Origin of the sequence: Methylophilus sp. VKM B-3414, assembly GCF_032248435.1 — a bacterium.
Classification (GTDB): Bacteria; Pseudomonadota; Gammaproteobacteria; order Burkholderiales; family Methylophilaceae; genus Methylophilus; species Methylophilus glucosoxydans.
In genome coordinates this window covers 168,012-185,119 of record NZ_JAVTLI010000007.1, presented here as the reverse complement: position 1 = coordinate 185,119, position 17,108 = coordinate 168,012, and the positions used below count along the sequence as shown (strand labels likewise).

Here is a 17,108-nt window from a genome sequence, read left to right as displayed (position 1 = left end):
ACACTACAGGGCGGATTTCAGTTTTTGCGCGACTGCGACCAGAATCTCGTTGCCGGGGTTGGCCGACAAGGCCTGATCCAGAATGCGTTGTGCTTCTTCACGCTGGCCTTGTTTCCAAAGGACTTCGGCCAGGTGGGCCGCAATTTCAGGATCTTGCTGAATCGCATAGGCGCGGCGTAGCTCTTCGGTGGCACGCGACAAGTCGCCCAAACGGAAATAGACCCAGCCCAGACTGTCCATGATGTAATGATCCTCCGGGGAGAGCTTGGTGGCGGTTTCAATCAGGCTCTTCGCTTCAATCAGCTTGATATTGCGGTCTGCATAGGAATAGCCTAGCGCATTGTAGGCCGCGGCAAAGTCTGGCTTCATTTTAATGACCCGGGTCAGCGTGTCTTCCATGATGTCATATTTACCCTTGCGCTCGGCGCTTAGGGCGTAGTCGTACTGCAACTCGGGGCTTTCCGGGAAGGTTTTGGCGGCTTTTTCAAGCAGGGTGTAGGCTTCATCGCCGCGTTTGGCCTGGCTCAGCATGAGTGCCTGGTTTTGAATCACCAGCGCCTGTTGTTCAGGCGTCAGGCCATCCACATTGTCCAGCATGGTAATCGCAGCATCGACGCCGTCTCGGCGGGCAATAATGCCGGCGGCGGCCATCCGAGCGGCCAGGTATTGTTCGCCATCGGTGATTTTGTCAAACCATTGCAAAGCGCGTGCATCGTCTTTTTGCTCGATGGCTGAGCGGCCCAGGTTGAAGTAGACCTTGTTCGGCTCCTTGAAGCCGACTTCGAGCGCGTGTTCCAGATAACGATCGGCGAAAGTGTATTCTTTGGCGTCCAGTGCCAGCAGGCCCACAATCACGTTCATGTCAGGATTGTTCTGGTGGCGTTCGAGCAGCTTGGTGAACTCTACCTTGGCTTCGGTGGTATTTTTTTGCAAGAGCAAGGCGCGCGCTAACGATAAGCGAATCTGATCGGACTCAGGATAGGTCTTTAAAAAGTCGCGGTAAAATGCCATGCCTTTCTGGACATCTTTTTCCATCAGCATTTGCCCGTAAATCTGCGCGGGCGGTTCCCAGCCTGGGCGCAGCTTGGACGCTTGTTTGAGCTCCGCTTTCATGAGGCTCTCGTCGTGCGCAAAGTAAGCGGCTTGCGAAATGGCAAAGTGGGCTTCAGCCAGCTTGGGATAAGGCTTGGCCAGCTGTTGTATGGTTTTGAGCACGCTGGTTTTGTCGGTGATGCGCACCATCAGGCTATTGAGTTCCATAAAGGCATTGGCACGAATGTTTTCATTGGCCAGCACTTTCTGGATCTGTGGAATCGCTTTTTCGAGGTTGCCATTGGCAATCAGCAACTGGCTGGCGGTTTGGGCTGCCGGAATAGAATCCGGGGCCAGCTCAGACCATAATTCGGCAGAGGGCAATGCCAACTGCGGTGTGCGGGCAATGGTTGCCGCCTGTGTGGCGCGCTCGGCGAGCAAAGGGTCACGCGTTTGCTTGGCCAAATCCAGAAATAGCTGCCCGGCCAGTACAAATTCGCCACGCTGCGCGGCCACTTCACCGAGCAGGTATTTGTAGACAAACTCTGCGGTGGGGGTAGTAATGGTGGGGGTGCCGCTGGCAGACCAGGCCGGGCTGCTCATCAACGCCAGCCATAATGCCAGTGTCGGACGGCGTAATGACGGGGTTTTCAAGTTGAGGCGGCGGGTAAGAGGCATACTGGATTCCTGTTTAAAAAGAGGTTGCATGAATGATGTCGTCACTGGGGCAGAAGGGGCGCTTAATCCGTCTGGAATTTTAGTTTAGTCCGTGACAGTTGCTGCAAGTTCATCCATAATGTGCGATTTGTAACTAAATTGTAATTGGCGTTTAAACACAGGTGAAAGCGTCGTCTACAGCACTATAACTTTTTGGTGAAATATTTGTCTAGGGATTTGCGGTCTGGCGTTGTAAAGTCAGGCTTGAAAGCATCTTTCCCAGTCGCGAGGTATGTGAAGAAATCATGGCAAATTTGACAGTTGAAGCAATTGAATTGACCCGTTTGTATGGCGGACGTGCCGCCGTCAGTGATGTGACGTTCAGCCTGCAGCAAGGCCAGGTGCTGGGCTTTTTGGGGCCAAATGGCGCTGGCAAGTCCACCACGATGAAAATGTTGACGGGCAACCTCGCGCCGAGTGCAGGCAGCGTCAAAATCTGCGGCATCGACATGATAGAGCAGCCCAAAGAGGCAAAAGCCTTGATCGGATACTTGCCGGAAATGCGCCCTTTATATAAAGAGTTTACGGTAGACGAGTACCTGACCATTGCGGCCAGACTGCACAACGTCTCTGGCAAACACATTAAAAAAGCGGTGGAACATGCCAAAGAGCGTTGTGGCCTGACCCACATGAGCAAACGCTTGATCGAAAACCTGTCCAACGGCTATCAGCAACGCGTAGGCATTGCCCAGGCCATTATTCATAACCCCATGGTAGTGATTCTGGACGAGCCGACCGTGGGCCTGGATCCGATCCAGATTCGTGATATCCGCGCCTTGATCAAGGAAATCGGCCAGGCACACAGCGTCATCGTCTCTACCCATATTTTGCCCGAAGTGGAAATGGTCTGTGACCACGTGCAAATTATTGACAAGGGCAAGCTGGTGTTTAATGGCGGCATTGATGTGCTCAAGCAGCAGCGTATTGGTAACAAATTACTGGTTGGCCTGCGTAACCCGCCGCCAGTAGCACAATTGGCTGCAATTGCAGGCGTGGCTGAAGTTGAGCCTGCCGAGGGCATGTGGCGGATCCGTTTTCATGAAGGCAGCCAGCCGCACGAAGCGATTGTGCAGGCGGCTGTGCAGCAAGGCTGGGGCCTGTTCCACATTGCGCCCGATCAAACCAGCCTTGAGGATGTGTTTGTACAATTGACTTATCACGAGGCAGACGTTGCAAAAGCAGCTTAAGTCGATTTAGAGAGCATAAAGTATGTTGAATATTGCAAGAAAAGAACTCAAGAGTATGTTCGCCTCGCCCATGGGGTGGATTATTCTGGCCCTGCTAACGTTTTCGTTTGGCACTTACTACCTCAATGGCGTGAATAATTACTTTGAAGTCATGTCCGGCTCCATCCGACCGGCCGAGCGGATTGGGGTCACGCAGTTTGTCGGGCAAACTGTCTACGGCCTGGCCTCCTTCATTATGTTATTTGCCGTGCCTTTGCTTTCCATGCGCCTGATTTCAGAGGAGCGCCGCAGCCAGACACTGCCATTTTTGTTCAGTGCGCCGTTGTCCATCAGCGAAATTGTGATGGGCAAGTTTTTAGGCCTGGTGGTGTTCCTGAGCATTCTGGTGGTTTACATCGGCGTGATGCTGACAACCTTGAATATCTGGTCAGATATTGATTTTGGCTATATTTTTGCCAATTCGCTGGGGCTGTTGCTGCTGGTCTCCAGCTTTGCCGCGCTGGGCCTGTATTTCTCCAGCTTGACGGCACAGCCGATCATTGCCGGCATTTTGAGTTTTATTGCCTTGTTTGTGCTCATGATTCTGGACCGCTTTTTTGCCGGCGACCCGACCAGCACCATGCTCAAGTTTTCGTTGATGCGTCACTTTCAGTCATTTGCCGGTGGCTTGATTGATACGGCTGACCTGGCCTATTTTGGCTTGTTTATTCTTACCTTTATTACCCTGACGATTCGTCGTCTGGATGCAGATCGTTTACGCGGCTAAGCCCGCGTTGTTGTCGAGTTTGAAAGCACTATGAAAATTAACAGTAAGTTTAGATGGCAGCTGCTGGCACAAAACTGGATGTTTGTGCTGGTGTTTCTGGCGCTGGTGGTGATGTTGGGCTACTTGTCCAGCCAATACCGCTGGGCCAAGGATATTACCCAGGCCAACCGCAACATCCTGACCCAGGGCAGTGTCAATGTGCTCAAGCAGATGGATGGCGACATCAATATCACCGTGTTTGCCACCAATGATGACGCCAACAACGGCGACACTTTCCGTAAAGGCATGCTGGATTTTGTTGCACGCTACCAGCGCGAAAAGAAAAATGTATTCATCAAGTTTATCAACCCGTCTGAAGAGCCCAAGATGGCGCAGGAGGCCGGGGTAAAAGTTGACGGTGAAACCATCGTTGAATACAACAAGCGCAGTGAACATATCACACCACCGTTTGCCGAGCAGGAAATGACCAATTTGCTAGTGCGCCTGTCGCGTACCAACAACCAGCCAGTCATGTATCTGGATGGCCATGGTGAGCGTCTGCTGCAGGGCGTCAAGAATCATGACCTGGGTGAGTTTGGCAAGCAACTGGAAAGCAAGGGCTTCAAGTTTGCCAACCCGGATCTGACTATTGCCCAGGACGTACCCGCCAATGGCGCCATGCTGGTGATTGCGGCACCGCAAGTGGATATCTCTGCGGTAGAGGCCAAAAAAATCAAGGCGTATATTGAGGCAGGCGGTAACGTGTTGTGGCTGCTGGATGACGATAATCTGCATGGCTTGCAAGAAGTGGCTGACTATCTGGGTATCAAAGTGTCTGCGGGGATTGTGGTTGACCGCGCTGCCGAGCAGTATGGTGCCGATCCGAAAATGGCGTTTGCCAGCCTGTATGGCGATCATCCGATCACTCGCAACTTTATGCTGCGTACCGTGTTCCCGGAAGCGCACGAAGTCGATGGCCAGGCCTCGGATGATCTGGGCTGGAAAGTCGGGCGCCTGATTGATGTGGCACCGAATGGCTGGCTGGAGTCTGACAAGATTCCTGCCGGAGCACAGAACCTCAAGGTGCGCTTTGATCAAGGCAAGGATAAAGCCGGTCCGATCAATGTGGGCGTGGCGTTAGAGCGCCAATATGGCAAAAAAGGCCAGCGCGTCGTGGTGATAGGCAATGCCAACTTCCTGGCCAATACTTTTATCACCAACGGTGGCAACCTCGATTTGGGCATCAATATCATCAACTGGCTGGCAGGCGATGACCGTTTGATCACCATTCAGCCGATGCCGCTCAAGGATATCAACGTCACGATTCCCGCCACTGATCAGGGACGGCTGGTGGCCTGGAGCGTCTTTCATGCCTTCCAGTATTTCATTCCGGTCGGGTTGTTTGTGGCAGGTTTGTTCTTGTGGTGGAGACGCCGCAAGGCTTAATGCCTGGTGAGCTGAGGGTGGAGTAGGGCAGTCATGAAAAAAAGATGGTTATTGAATCTGTTGTTACTGGCGGTGGTAGTGGGCATTGCGGTGTTTTTGCATTTGCAACCGCAAGCGCAGGCGCCCGCGGCCAAGTTTGAAGTCTCCACGCTCAAGATGGCAGACTTTGATGCCGTCAAAGCCGAATTTCCGGCCAAAGCGCCCACGGTCTTTGAAAAGCAGAATGGCTACTGGATGATGCGTAAACCCTATGCGGCGCGTGCCGACCAGGCCTCGGTGCAGCGCATCATTTCGATTATCGCCGCTACCACGGCCACCAGGTTGCCACTACAGGATGCGTCTAAATATGGTCTGGATCAGCCCATGTTGAAGCTGACGCTGTCCGGCGCCAAAGGCGACCAAGTTTTTAGTTTTGGCACCTATAATCCGGTAACCGAGGAACAGTATGTGGGCTATGCCGGACAGGTGTATTTGCTGGCTGGTCAGTATAGCGAGGCCGCGTCTACCCAACCGATTGAGATGGTCGATAAAATGCCTTTGGCACCCGCTGAGCGCAAACAGTTGGCTGGCTTTGACCTGGGGCATCTGGAGCAGTGGGAAGCAAATGCCTTGAAAGTGCAGTTGGCGACTGACGGCAAATGGGCGGTGAATGACCCCAAGGCCAAACCCACGCAAAATGAGTTGAATGAGTGGATGGATTTTAGCTGGGTGCAGGCGCAGGCGGTCTCGGTCGAATTTTACACCCCAGACCGCAAGCAAACTTATCCTTCTTTTGAGGTGTTGCTGCGGGATGGCAAGAAAATCCACTTTGAAAAATTGCAGGAATCGCCTGAGTACCAACTGGCACGTCCAGATGAAGGCATTATTTATCACTTTAGTAACGACACGGGCTTTACCATGGTGAACCCGCCCATCAATCTCCAGAAGTAGCATGCCTGAATTACCCGAGGTTGAGGTCACGCGCCGCGGCTTGTTGCCGGTAGAGGGCGCGTTGATTGAACAGGTCACCATACGGCATCATGGCTTGCGCTGGCCGATTCCTGCCGACTTGCCGCAGCACCTGCAAGGGCAGCGCTTGCTCAAGCTGACGCGCCGGGCAAAATATATTCTTGCCGAGATCGGCACCGATGCGACCGCGGGCGTGTTGTTATTACACTTGGGCATGTCTGGCCGCCTGTGCTTGCTTGAGCGCGATTTCCCCGCAGAAAAACATGATCACTTTGATATCCGTTTTACCGATGGCCGGGTGATCCGTTTGCGTGATCCGCGCCGATTTGGTGCCGTGTTGTGGCTGGGGCAGGATCCACTGCAACATGCGCTGCTGAACCGTCTCGGACCGGAGCCGCTTGAGGCTGGATTTAACGCCCAATATCTCTACCAGCAATTACGCACGCGCAATGCGCCGATCAAGACTACTATCATGGATGGACATCTGGTGGTGGGGGTCGGCAATATTTATGCGAGTGAATCACTCTTCCGAGCCCGGATTCATCCCGAAACGCCTGCCAAGGCGTTGACCGAGGCGCAGTGTGCCTTGCTGGTACAAGAAATCAAGGCGACGTTGCAGTCGGCACTCGCGGCGGGGGGCAGTAGTTTGCGCGATTTTTTTGGCGCAGACGGCAATCCAGGCTATTTCCAGCAGACCTATACGGTCTATGGACGCACCGGAGAGCCCTGCCGTATATGCGCCCGCCCGATTCAGAATATCCGCCTGGGGCAACGTTCAACGTTCTATTGTGCGCATTGTCAGCCCAGACCAGCGGATCTAGGCTTGATAAAGCCTTGATCAAGCAGCCTTAGGCTTCATCCGTATCTGGCCGGATGCAGTTGCGCCCGGCGCGTTTGGCGGCATACAAATGATGGTCAGCCCGTTCAACCACTTGTCCCAGCGTTTCATCATTGTGCATCTCGGCCACGCCAGCACTCACCGTGATATGTACCACCTGGTTGCTAAAGTGAAACTGCAATCCGGCCACCGCGGAACGGATCAACTCGGTGATGTCGCGCGCATGCTGCATATTGCATCCCGACAGCAACAGTAAAAATTCCTCACCGCCCCAACGGCACACCACATCCTCTTCGCGCACATGCGATTTGATCAGTTGTGCCACACGAGACAGCACACGGTCACCTGCTTCGTGGCCATAGGTGTCATTCACCTGCTTGAACAGGTCAATATCAATCAGAACCAGTGACAAGGCTTCATCGCGGCGCTTACGGCGGGCCACGGCCTGCTTGAAGTAAAACTCAAATACCTGGCGACTGGTGACCCCGGTCAGTTTATCCTGCGTGGCCATGGTCTCCAGTTTGTCGTGGTAACCGCGTACTGCGACATGCGCGAGGAACAACACAATAGCACTAATCACCAGCGCCACGGCCAGGTTAATCATAAACGCGGTTTCAATACGCTCGGAGCTTGGGTCGTTCACTTGCTCCACAATCAGATACCAGTCAAACTCCGGCACCAGACGGCTATTCAGATAAAGCATGCTGCCATTGTTGGCTTTGAATGAGAATGATGCGCTGGGCGAGGTCAGCACTTTCAAAAACGCTTTGTCCAGGCCAGACTTGTTTTGCAAGTGTAACTCGGAGTGGTAATGGCTGCTTTGCAGCATTACCTCGCCCTGGCGATTGACGAAATAAATTTCGCGCCCATAGCGTTTCTGGTAGTTTTCTATCAGTTCGACCACCGTCTGCAACGACAGGCCGACACCGATCACGCCAATAAATTTGCCGGATTTATCTTCGATACGGTAATTGACGAAAATGCTGAGGCGTTTGTGGTCAGCGGTATCGCGGTCAATATTGATGACATAAGGATGCGGTGAATCTTTGGCCGTGAAATACCAGCTGTCGTCCGGATTACTTCTTGAAACCCGCTTGATCACGCCGGTGGGGTGGTAGTAGTTCAGCGAACTGTCAGAGACAAAGAATGCCGTGATGGTGTTATATTTTTTCTGGATTTGTGCCAGGTAACTGGTCATTTTGCTGGCATCCTGCTCACCATCATTGACCCAGTCAAACACAAATACGTCATTCGCCATCAGCGAAGAGATCAGCAAGGGTTGCAGCAGGTCGCGCTGGATTTCAGAGTAGATGTTGTCGCTGGTCAGCGGCAGCATTTCCTGCTCCAAGCGCTCGGTCAGCGAGTCCTTGGCCACGAAATAGCCGATCAGACTGGTCGCCACAAACCCCGCCAGCACAATCGCGCTGAGAATAACGGTATAGAAACGCTTGTTTACGACCATAACGACCAATGACCTGAAGATGCTTGAACAGCCAAAGGCTGAGATAACTGTGGATTATCACAAAATCCCCATTCTACTGTTCGGCTGAATAGTCCGCTTTTTAATGCCGTATTCATACAATTGGCATGAATGATTCACCATGGTGTATGGCGAGGCTAGTGCGGATGGGATCTGGCAGCATGTTCATGTAAGTAGCCAGCGGCAGGGGCAGGCGTGCCGCCCAGTTTTTGTGGCAACAGGGAGCCGATGACCATGGCGACGGTACTGACCATGAGACCGATCAATTGTGCCGGAATCAGGCTGTCCTTGACCATCACCTCTATCAGGATCCAGCTGGTAATGCCCAGTAAAATGGCAGCCAGCGCCCCCTGGCTGGTGGCACGCTTCCAAAACGCACCAAACAGCAGCGGCACAAAGGCCCCGGCCAGCGTTACCTTGTAAGCGCTTTCTACCATGCCAAAAATAGACAGTTCAGAGTTAAGGGCATAAAACAGCACCATGGCCGCAAAGCCGACCAGGCACAAGCGCATCACGCGCAAGAAGTGATGATCGCTCATCTGTGGCATAAAGCCCTTGACCACGTTTTCGGCAAAGCTGACTGAGGGGGCGAGCAAGGTGGCAGACGAGCAGCTCATGATGGCAGACAGCACTGCCCCAAAGAAGATGGCCTGCGCCAGCAGGGGGGTATGCGTTAACACCAGCGTCGGCAGCACGCGTTGCGAGTCAGTGGCGACCAAGGTGCCAAAAGTCGCCGGGTCTATCAGTGTTGCGGCATAGGCAATAAACATGGGCACGAAGGTAAAGCAGAAATAAATGCTGGCACCCAGTAGCGAGCCCCACAAGGCGATTTTCCCGGTTTTTGCCGAGGTGATGCGTTGAAACACATCTTGTTGCGGGATAGAGCCCAGCATCATGGTCAGCCAGCCCCCCATAAAGGTCAGCCATACGCTCCAGTCTGTACTTTGCGGGAAAAAATGCAGCTTGCCTGCGTCGCGCGCATGGGCAATGACTGGCGCGATGCCGCCGGTCTGGCCGGAAACCAGATAAGCGATAAACAGCAGGCCGCCAATGACCACGATCATCTGCACAAAATCGAGGATAGCCACAGACAACATCCCGCCGAGTGTGGTGTAGGTGAGGACAATGGCCGTCCCCAGCATCATGCCTGCCTGCTCTGAAATGGCGCCATGACTGATCAGGTTAAAGATCAGGCCCAGGGCTTTGATCTGTGCCGCTACCCAGCCCATGTAGGAGACGACGATGGCCAGGGTGGTCAGCACCTCTACGCTACGGTTGTAGCGCATGCGGTAAAAGTCGCCCAAGGTCAGAATGTTGAGTTTATACAGGCGGCTGGAGAAAAAAATCCCGGCCAGAATCAGGCACATGCTGGAGCCAAACGGGTCTGCGGCCACCCCGGTCAAGCCCTCACGCACAAAGGTGGCGGACACGCCAAAGACCGCTTCTGCGCCAAACCAGGTGGCAAATACGGTGGCGGTCACCACCGGCAAGGGTAAGTGGCGGCCAGCGACTGCATAATCCTTGGTGCTATGTACATTCCTGGCAGCGAACAGGCCTATCCCGATAGAGACAAGTAAGTACGCCACCACAAACCAGATCAGCACAGTCCGTTTCCCTTGAGTCAGTTGCAAAACGCCGATTTTAAAACAAAACCTGGCCTACACAGGGGTTCTCAATCTGGCTGTAGTAAAAAAGGCCCGAAAATCAGGCCTTTTTTACAAATCTGCACGTTTGATAGCCACTACTCCACCCGTTTCCAGGTTTGCGAACGGCCAATCAGTGAAATCCCGATAAAGCCACGCACCTCCAGTTCGTTGCCATTAGGGCTCAATGTCATTTTACATTGGTAGGTTTTGCCGTTTTCCGGGTCCAGAATCTCGCCATTTTCATACACATGGGGCTTGCTACCGGCTTTGAGGTGTTTGGCGATGGTCATGCCTATGATTTTTTGCCCTCTACGCTCGTCGGTACATTTGTCACACACCGCATCGCCGGTGTCTGTGGCTAGCAAGCCTTTTTCGACAACGGCATGGTATTCCCCGCCGGATTCGGCAATGCGTACCAGTGAGCGAGGTTTGCCGGTTTTATCGTCCGTCGTTTGCCATAGACCGCTCAAGTCGGCTGCCTGCAAGGCCATGGGTAACATCATCAATACTGCAACAAGTAGCTTCGTGGGGGATGCCATCATGTACTCCTTTAGTGAGTGAACAGTAAAAACAAGCTGGCAAATTGAAGCAATACCAGCACGAGAATGGCCATCGTCGCCCATTTTTGCCAGGTGGCCTGCTTGTGCTGGCTGTTTAGCAAGGTATCAATATGGGTTTGCTGTTTGGCCAGCTCGCTTTGATTGCGCAGATATTGCTCCAGCAGGCGTGGCATTTCTGCAGCATGGGCAAGTACGTAGGGGAGCTCGCGTTTTGCAGATTTAAGCAGGCTGCGCCAGCCGATCTGCTCGCTCATCCAGCGCTTGAGAAATGGTTTGGCGCTTTGCCACAAGTCGATATTCGGGTCCAGTTCACGGCCCAGGCCTTCAATATTGAGCAGGGTTTTTTGCAACATAATCAGTTGCGGCTGAATATTCACGCCAAAGCGGCGTGACATCTGAAACAGGCTGAGCAGGGTGCGGCCAAATGAAATTTCCTTCAGCGGCTTTTCAAAGATCGGCTCGCAAATGGCGCGCACGGCTGTTTCGAGGGCTTCTACATTGGTATCTGCCGGCACCCAGCCAGACTCAATATGCGCCACTGCCACATCCCGGTAGTCACGGTTGAAAAAAGCGAGGAAGTTCCGCGCCAGATAATACTGGTCGGTAGGCGTGAGGCTACCCATGATGCCAAAATCCAGGGCAATGAATTTGCCTTTGTCCGGCCCCGCGGTCACCACCTGGATATTGCCCGGATGCATGTCGGCATGAAAAAAACCATCACGGAATACCTGCGTAAAAAATACCTCTACGCCTTCGTGAGCCAATTGGGTCAGGTTGATACCATAGGCTTGCAACGTGGCGGTTTCGCGGACAGGCGTGCCAAACATACGCTGCATGGTCATCACTTGCTTGCGAGAATAGTCCCAGTAAACCGTAGGCACCAGCAGGCGGCGGTCACTGAAATTGCGGCCAAGCTGTGCGCACTGTGCAGCTTCCAGGGTCAGGTCCAGCTCGTGCTCGGTGTGACGGGCAAATTCATCCACCATTTCATCCGGCTTGAGACGGCGCCCCTCACGGGAGAGTTTTTTGACCCACCAGGCTAGCGTGCGGAGTAAGGCGATGTCTCTATGAATAATGGCGGCAATATTGGGACGCAACACTTTAACAGCTACCTGCTCGCCACTATGCAGTTTGGCAAAATGCACCTGGGCCACCGAAGCGCTTGCGACCGGAACCGCGTTAAACTCGGCGTAAACCTTCGTCAGCGGGGCGTCAAAGGCCTGCTCAATAATACGCTCCACTTCAGCGTAGGCAAATGGCGGCACCTGATCCTGCAGTTTGGTCAGTTCATCGGCCACATCCGGTGGCAGCAAGTCGCGGCGTGTAGACAGCATCTGGCCAAACTTGACAAAAATCGGGCCGAGTTTTTCAAGGGCCAGCCGCAAGCGGACGGCCCGTTTCTCCGGCGCATGGCGCCAGAATAACAACCCGTTGAGCAGTCGCGAGCCCAGGCCAGGTTGATTGTCACGGACAAAGAAAATATCCAGCCGATACCAGATCAGCATGCCGATAATGTGAAAAAAGCGTATCCAGTGCATCAGGGCTGACTTTCTGCGGGGGCATTAGCGGCCAACAGTTTTTCTACGCGCAGCTGCAAGCGGTCTGTGTCTTCCCTGAGTTGGTCGACGGCCTGGTTAAATTGCGTGATGCGGTTTTTTTTTGCCAGTAACGGCTGCTCTTCTTGCCAGTATTCCACCAGCATTTCTCCCAGGTCTTTGGCCTGGCCTTGCAAGCGCTGCATGGTTTGCTGACCGAGTTGGACGACTTCAAAAGCCGCCACATCGCCGACCACTTTACTCAAGTCTTCTTCGACATCCCAGCGGATGGCCGCCAGAATCTTGCCGATTTCCATGCCTAGCGCACTGTCGCCATCAATTTTAATCAGGCTATGCGCCTGCGGATTTTGCCTCAGTAGCCGCATGGCCAGGCTGGGCGGCAAGTGAATGGTGGCATCTGCTGTGGCGGTATCGCCTGCAACTGCCAGCTCACCATTGCTTAACACTGTCAGCATGACGCGGGCCACTTTAAAGTCTATACAAAGATGACTGTGCGCATACGGCTGTAACCTGGGAGCGGTCCAGCGGTTTTGCTGCATCAAGTGCTGCAGCACGAATTGAATCAAGGGCTTGAACATGGGGTTAGAGTTTGATGCCTTTGTGCAGCGCGACCACGCCTGCAGTCAGGTTGTAGTAATCGACTTTTTCAAAGCCTGCTGCATGCATCATCTGTTTCAAGGTTTCCTGGTCAGGGTGCATGCGGATGCTTTCTGCCAGATAGCGATAGCTGGGCTCATCGTTGGCGATCCATTTACCAAACTTAGGCAGCAGTTTGAAAGAGTAGGTGTCATAAAGTTTCTCCAGTGGTTGCCAAACCTTGGAAAACTCAAGTACCAGCAGGCGTCCGCCACGCTTGAGCACACGTTGCATTTCTTTGAGCGCAACGTCTTTATGTGTCATGTTGCGCAGGCCAAACGCCACAATGACACAGTCAAAGGTTTCATCAGCAAACGGCAGTCCTTCGGCATTACATTGGGTGGCCGGAATGGTCAGGCCGGCATCAATCATGCGGTCTCGGCCCACGCCCAGCATGGAGGCGTTAATGTCGGTCAAAATGACCGTGCCGGGATTGCTGGGAGACTGGGTCGCCACTTTTTTGGCAAACAGGCGCGACAGGTCGCCGCTGCCGCCGGCAATATCGAGTACTTTGTCACCCTGCCCAACGCCGCTGACATCCACGGCAAAGCGTTTCCACAGCCGATGCATGCCCGCAGACATGACGTCATTCATGATGTCGTATTTTTGCGCCACCGAATGAAAGACTTCGCCCACTTTTTTCTGTTTTTCCCGTTCATCGACGGTTTCAAAGCCAAAGTGGGTGGTTTTTTGCTGCTCAGTGTTGGATTGCATGCTTGGGTTCCTTGCGCGTATGGCCTGCCATGGTGAGTTTGGCGATGTAGTCTTGCCACAGGCTTTCATAATGTTGTGCCAGATAATACAGATAATCCCATGAATACAGCCCGGTATCATGACCATCATCAAATATCAGTTTGATTGCATAGCGGCCAACCGGTTCAATGGCGCTGATGTTCACATCCTGCTTGTCCAGTTGCAGCACTTCCTGGCCTGCGCCATGCCCGCGGACCTCGGCAGAGGGCGAGTAGACACGTAAAAATTCGCATGACAGCATGCATTCCGTCTGGTTATCGAAATGAATTTCCAGCAAGCGCGAGCCCTGATGCAGTTGGATCAGGGTAGGGATGGGGCAATCAGGATGTAGACCGCTCATATGATTGAAGAAAACCGTGTTTGGGGCCGTTAACTTGAATATTGCGCATGATAGCAGATGCACGCATCTACCGCATGGCAAGCAAATGTTTCATGTTAGGGTTGATAATTCATTTTATTTGTGAATTAATAGCTGTACTTGCATGATTTATTTGATCTTTTAACAATTCATGTTAGATTATAGAAAAATAACAACAAGTAGGTCACCTTAATAAAATTGCAGCAGGTCCTATGGAAAATAACCGACTGGCACAACAATTTGATTTGTACACACGCTGGCGTCAATCGATTGCTGATGTACTGGGAGAGTATCGACGCTGGATTGCGGACAAGCAGCTCAGTGATGTGCAGTTAGATGAGCGCATACAGCAGCAACTCAACCGCTTACGTGAAGACAAGCTCAATGTCGCTTTTGTTGCAGAGTTCTCGCGCGGCAAGTCAGAGCTCATCAATGCCATTTTCTTTTCAGGGTATGGTCACCGGTTGTTGCCATCCGGTGCAGGCCGTACCACCATGTGTCCCACCGAACTGCGTTATGACACCGGCAAACCCGTTAGCCTGTCACTGCTGCCGATTGAAACCAATACCCACCAGATTTCCATTACTGAATATCGCCGCATGCCGCAAGCCTGGTCTGTGGTGGAGTTCGATGCCCATTCGCGCGACAGCATGGTTGAAGCCTTCAAGGAGGTCAGTCGTACCCGTCGCGTGACAGTGCAAGAGGCGCAGTCGCTGGGTTTGTATCATCCTGACAATTCTGACGATGCCATGTTGATCGGCGCAGATGGCCTGATGGAGATTCCATGCTGGCGCTATGCCATGATTAATTTCCCGCATCCCTTGCTCAAGCAGGGCTTGGTAATCCTTGATACGCCCGGCCTCAATGCCATCGGTGCCGAGCCTGAGTTAACCATGAGCATGCTGCCGAATGCGCATGCCGTGCTGTTTATTCTCGGCGCGGATACCGGGGTTACCAAATCCGAGATGGAAGTCTGGCGCCGTTATATCAGTGGCGCACGCTGGAAGCAAAAAGGCCGCATGGCGGTGCTCAACAAGATTGATGGCTTGTGGGATCCGCTCAAGACAGATGATGAGGTGGAGGCAGAGCTTTATCGTCAATTGCAACATACTGCTGAGTTATTGGGCTTGTCGCGCGACCAGATCTTGCCAACCTCTGCCCAAAAAGGCTTGCTGGCCAAGGTCAAAGGTGATGTGGCCTTGCTGCAAAAGAGCCGCTTGTTGCAGCTGGAGAAAAATCTCTCGGATGAGTTGATCCCGGCCAAACAGGAAATTGTGCGCGAGAGCCTGCAGGGTGAGATTGACGACATGATGCAGCAAACGCGGGTGACCCTGGAAACCCGACTGCAAAGCGTGCTAGACCAGTCGGACGAGTTGCGTTGCCTGCAAGGTAAAAATGAAGACGTTATTGCGCAGATGATGCGCAAGGTCAAACAGGATAAGGTCAATTTTGAAGTCGGCTTGCAACGCTACCAGGCTTTGCGTAGTGTGTTTTCCGTGCAATCCAACCAGTTATTTCACCATCTCGGCATGCCAGCACTCAAGAACAAGGTGCGTGAAACGCGTGAGACCATGATGAAAGCCGCATTTACCAAAACCATGCGTCAGGCCATGGATGACTTTTTCAGTGACCTCAAGCGCCGGATGATGGATGCAGACGTGCATGTGCTTGAGATCAAGAAAATGATGGAAGCCATGTATGAAAAATTCTCCAAAGAACATGGCCTGTTGCAAAAGTCGCCCCCCCCATTTTCCACTTCACGTTACCTCAAGGCCCTGAATAAACTCGAAGCGATTTACCGCGATCAGTTCAATACCACCTTTAACATGATTGCGCATGAAAAGCTGACGCTGACCAGTAAATTCTTTGAGACCCTGGCCAGCCATGTCATTATCGAGTATGAAGCCGCTAACCGCGATACGGAAAGCTGGCTTAAAGCCGTGATGGCACCTATGGAAAGCCAGATGCGTGAGCATCATGTGCAACTCAAGCGCCGGGTCGAAAGTATCAAACGTATTTATCAGGCCACCGATACCCTGGAAGAGCGTATTGCGGACCTGGAGCAGGTGGAACTCTCTATTCGCCAGCAGTTGGCAGATCTGGATCATTTGCATGCCAAAGCCATGACGGCGTTGATGCATGAAGAGGTCGTCGTGAAAGCTGCCTAAGCGGTGATTGAGGCCAAGATTTTGGGGGGAAGAGGTAAGACCTCTGAAACACGAACATAAAAAAACGGGTGACTGGCACCCGTTTTTTTATTTGCTTTCCAGCATATAGGTTTTGATCTTTTGCATCGCCTTTTGCTCAATCTGGCGGATACGTTCAGCCGAAACACTAAATTCTGCGGCCAGATCATGCAAGGTCGCCGTATTGCCTTCGGTCAGCCAGCGGGCTTGCAGTACACGACGACTACGCTCATCCAGCTGCTGCAAAGCCATGCTCAGGCCTTCTGTCTGCATGTGCTCAGTCTGCAGGTTTTCCAGCAAGGTAGAAGGTTCTGGACCTTCATCCTCCAGAAAAGCGATTGGGCTGTACACTTCTTCGCCATCCTCGTCCACTTGCGCATCCAGAGAGATTTCCTGACCATTGAGGCGGTATTCCATCTCGGTCACGTCTTCTGGTTTCACATTGAGTTCAGTCGCAATGCGTTGAACATCTTCCTGGCTTAAGGTCTCAAACCCATTTTTCATGCTGCGCAAGTTAAAGAACAGCTTGCGTTGCGCTTTGGTGGTGGCGGTCTTGACCAAACGCCAGTTGCGCACAATGTACTCATGAATCTCAGCCTTGATCCAGTGCATGGCAAAAGAAACCAGACGCACACCGCGATCGGGATCAAAGCGTTTAACTGCTTTCATCAAGCCAATATTACCCTCTTGGATCAGGTCTGATTGGGGCAGGCCATAACCGCTGTAACCACGAGCAATGCTGGCGACCAGACGCAAGTGCGACACAATCAGCGCACGCGCAGCCTCAAGGTCCCCGCTTTGTTTCAGGCGGGTCGCATAACCGTATTCTTCTTCAGCGGTCAGCACCGGAAACTGCTTGATGGTCTGCAGGTATTTATCCAGGCTGTCTGCCGATGCAACGACAGGTAATGTAAAAGCGTTGATAACAAACTCCTTGGTATCAAAAGAGATTTAAAACAATTTTAGCACTCAATGTATGAGAGTGCTAGTCTCTGGCAAAGTTCCAACTGGCTATCGCAT

15 protein-coding genes are annotated in these 17,108 nt (G+C 52.7%); 6 read left to right on the top strand and 9 right to left on the bottom strand.

Annotated features, from left to right (window positions below):
• Window positions 1-3: 3 nt before the first annotated feature.
• The gene (locus Q9292_RS08155) at window positions 4-1,710 is read right to left on the bottom strand and encodes a tetratricopeptide repeat protein (RefSeq protein WP_313986676.1); all 1,707 of its coding nucleotides are present in this window, start codon (window positions 1,708-1,710) and stop codon (window positions 4-6) included.
• A 284-nt stretch (window positions 1,711-1,994) separates the two neighbouring features.
• Between Q9292_RS08155 and Q9292_RS08150 the strand changes: the two genes are divergently transcribed.
• The 5 genes from Q9292_RS08150 to mutM are packed head-to-tail and all read left to right on the top strand — an operon-like array spanning window position 1,995 to window position 6,913.
• Window positions 1,995-2,936: an ATP-binding cassette domain-containing protein gene (locus Q9292_RS08150; protein ID WP_313986673.1), complete on the top strand. Its 942-nt coding sequence runs from the start codon at window positions 1,995-1,997 to the stop codon at window positions 2,934-2,936.
• Between the two features lie 22 nt (window positions 2,937-2,958).
• Entirely contained in the window at window positions 2,959-3,702 is a 744-nt protein-coding gene (locus Q9292_RS08145; protein WP_194748387.1) for an ABC transporter permease, read from the top strand.
• 30 nt (window positions 3,703-3,732) lie between these two features.
• Window positions 3,733-5,127 (top strand): GldG family protein, encoded by a 1,395-nt coding sequence (locus tag Q9292_RS08140; protein WP_194748386.1) that lies wholly within the window; start codon window positions 3,733-3,735, stop codon window positions 5,125-5,127.
• Between the two features lie 33 nt (window positions 5,128-5,160).
• Window positions 5,161-6,057, top strand: coding sequence for a DUF4340 domain-containing protein (locus tag Q9292_RS08135; RefSeq protein WP_313986670.1), 897 nt, complete (start codon window positions 5,161-5,163; stop codon window positions 6,055-6,057).
• A 1-nt stretch (window position 6,058) separates the two neighbouring features.
• Window positions 6,059-6,913 (top strand): bifunctional DNA-formamidopyrimidine glycosylase/DNA-(apurinic or apyrimidinic site) lyase, encoded by an 855-nt coding sequence (gene mutM, locus Q9292_RS08130; RefSeq protein ID WP_313986667.1) that lies wholly within the window; start codon window positions 6,059-6,061, stop codon window positions 6,911-6,913.
• Window positions 6,914-6,923: 10 nt separating this feature from the next.
• On the opposite strand, the gene Q9292_RS08125 is transcribed toward mutM, so the two are convergent.
• From Q9292_RS08125 to Q9292_RS08095, 7 genes are all read right to left on the bottom strand, one after another.
• Window positions 6,924-8,375, bottom strand: coding sequence for a sensor domain-containing diguanylate cyclase (locus tag Q9292_RS08125; RefSeq protein WP_194748383.1), 1,452 nt, complete (start codon window positions 8,373-8,375; stop codon window positions 6,924-6,926).
• A gap of 155 nt (window positions 8,376-8,530) precedes the next feature.
• The gene (locus Q9292_RS08120; RefSeq protein ID WP_194748382.1) at window positions 8,531-9,997 is read right to left on the bottom strand and encodes a sodium:solute symporter family protein; all 1,467 of its coding nucleotides are present in this window, start codon (window positions 9,995-9,997) and stop codon (window positions 8,531-8,533) included.
• 137 nt (window positions 9,998-10,134) lie between these two features.
• Window positions 10,135-10,578, bottom strand: a complete 444-nt coding sequence (locus Q9292_RS08115) for a DUF2147 domain-containing protein (RefSeq protein ID WP_313986663.1) — start codon at window positions 10,576-10,578, stop codon at window positions 10,135-10,137.
• 11 nt (window positions 10,579-10,589) lie between these two features.
• On the bottom strand, window positions 10,590-12,137 hold the full coding sequence (ubiB, locus tag Q9292_RS08110; RefSeq protein ID WP_313986660.1) for a ubiquinone biosynthesis regulatory protein kinase UbiB: 1,548 nt from the start codon (window positions 12,135-12,137) through the stop codon (window positions 10,590-10,592).
• On the bottom strand, window positions 12,137-12,733 hold the full coding sequence (locus Q9292_RS08105; RefSeq protein WP_313986657.1) for an SCP2 domain-containing protein: 597 nt from the start codon (window positions 12,731-12,733) through the stop codon (window positions 12,137-12,139). The genes ubiB and Q9292_RS08105 overlap by 1 nt, the downstream gene beginning before the upstream one ends.
• A 4-nt stretch (window positions 12,734-12,737) precedes the next feature.
• Window positions 12,738-13,505 carry a bifunctional demethylmenaquinone methyltransferase/2-methoxy-6-polyprenyl-1,4-benzoquinol methylase UbiE gene (gene ubiE / locus Q9292_RS08100; RefSeq protein ID WP_194748378.1) on the bottom strand — a complete coding sequence of 256 codons (768 nt, stop codon included), beginning with the start codon at window positions 13,503-13,505 and terminating at the stop codon, window positions 12,738-12,740.
• Complete coding sequence (locus Q9292_RS08095; protein WP_194748377.1) at window positions 13,489-13,884, bottom strand: gamma-butyrobetaine hydroxylase-like domain-containing protein; 396 nt, start codon at window positions 13,882-13,884, stop codon at window positions 13,489-13,491. The genes ubiE and Q9292_RS08095 overlap by 17 nt, the downstream gene beginning before the upstream one ends.
• 230 nt (window positions 13,885-14,114) lie before the next feature.
• On the opposite strand from Q9292_RS08095, the gene Q9292_RS08090 reads away from it, so the two are divergent.
• Window positions 14,115-16,070, top strand: a complete 1,956-nt coding sequence (locus Q9292_RS08090) for a dynamin family protein (protein ID WP_194748376.1) — start codon at window positions 14,115-14,117, stop codon at window positions 16,068-16,070.
• A gap of 87 nt (window positions 16,071-16,157) precedes the next feature.
• Here Q9292_RS08090 and rpoH read toward each other — a convergent pair whose 3' ends face one another.
• Entirely contained in the window at window positions 16,158-17,012 is an 855-nt protein-coding gene (rpoH, locus tag Q9292_RS08085) for an RNA polymerase sigma factor RpoH (protein ID WP_194748485.1), read from the bottom strand.
• Window positions 17,013-17,108 lie beyond the last annotated feature (96 nt).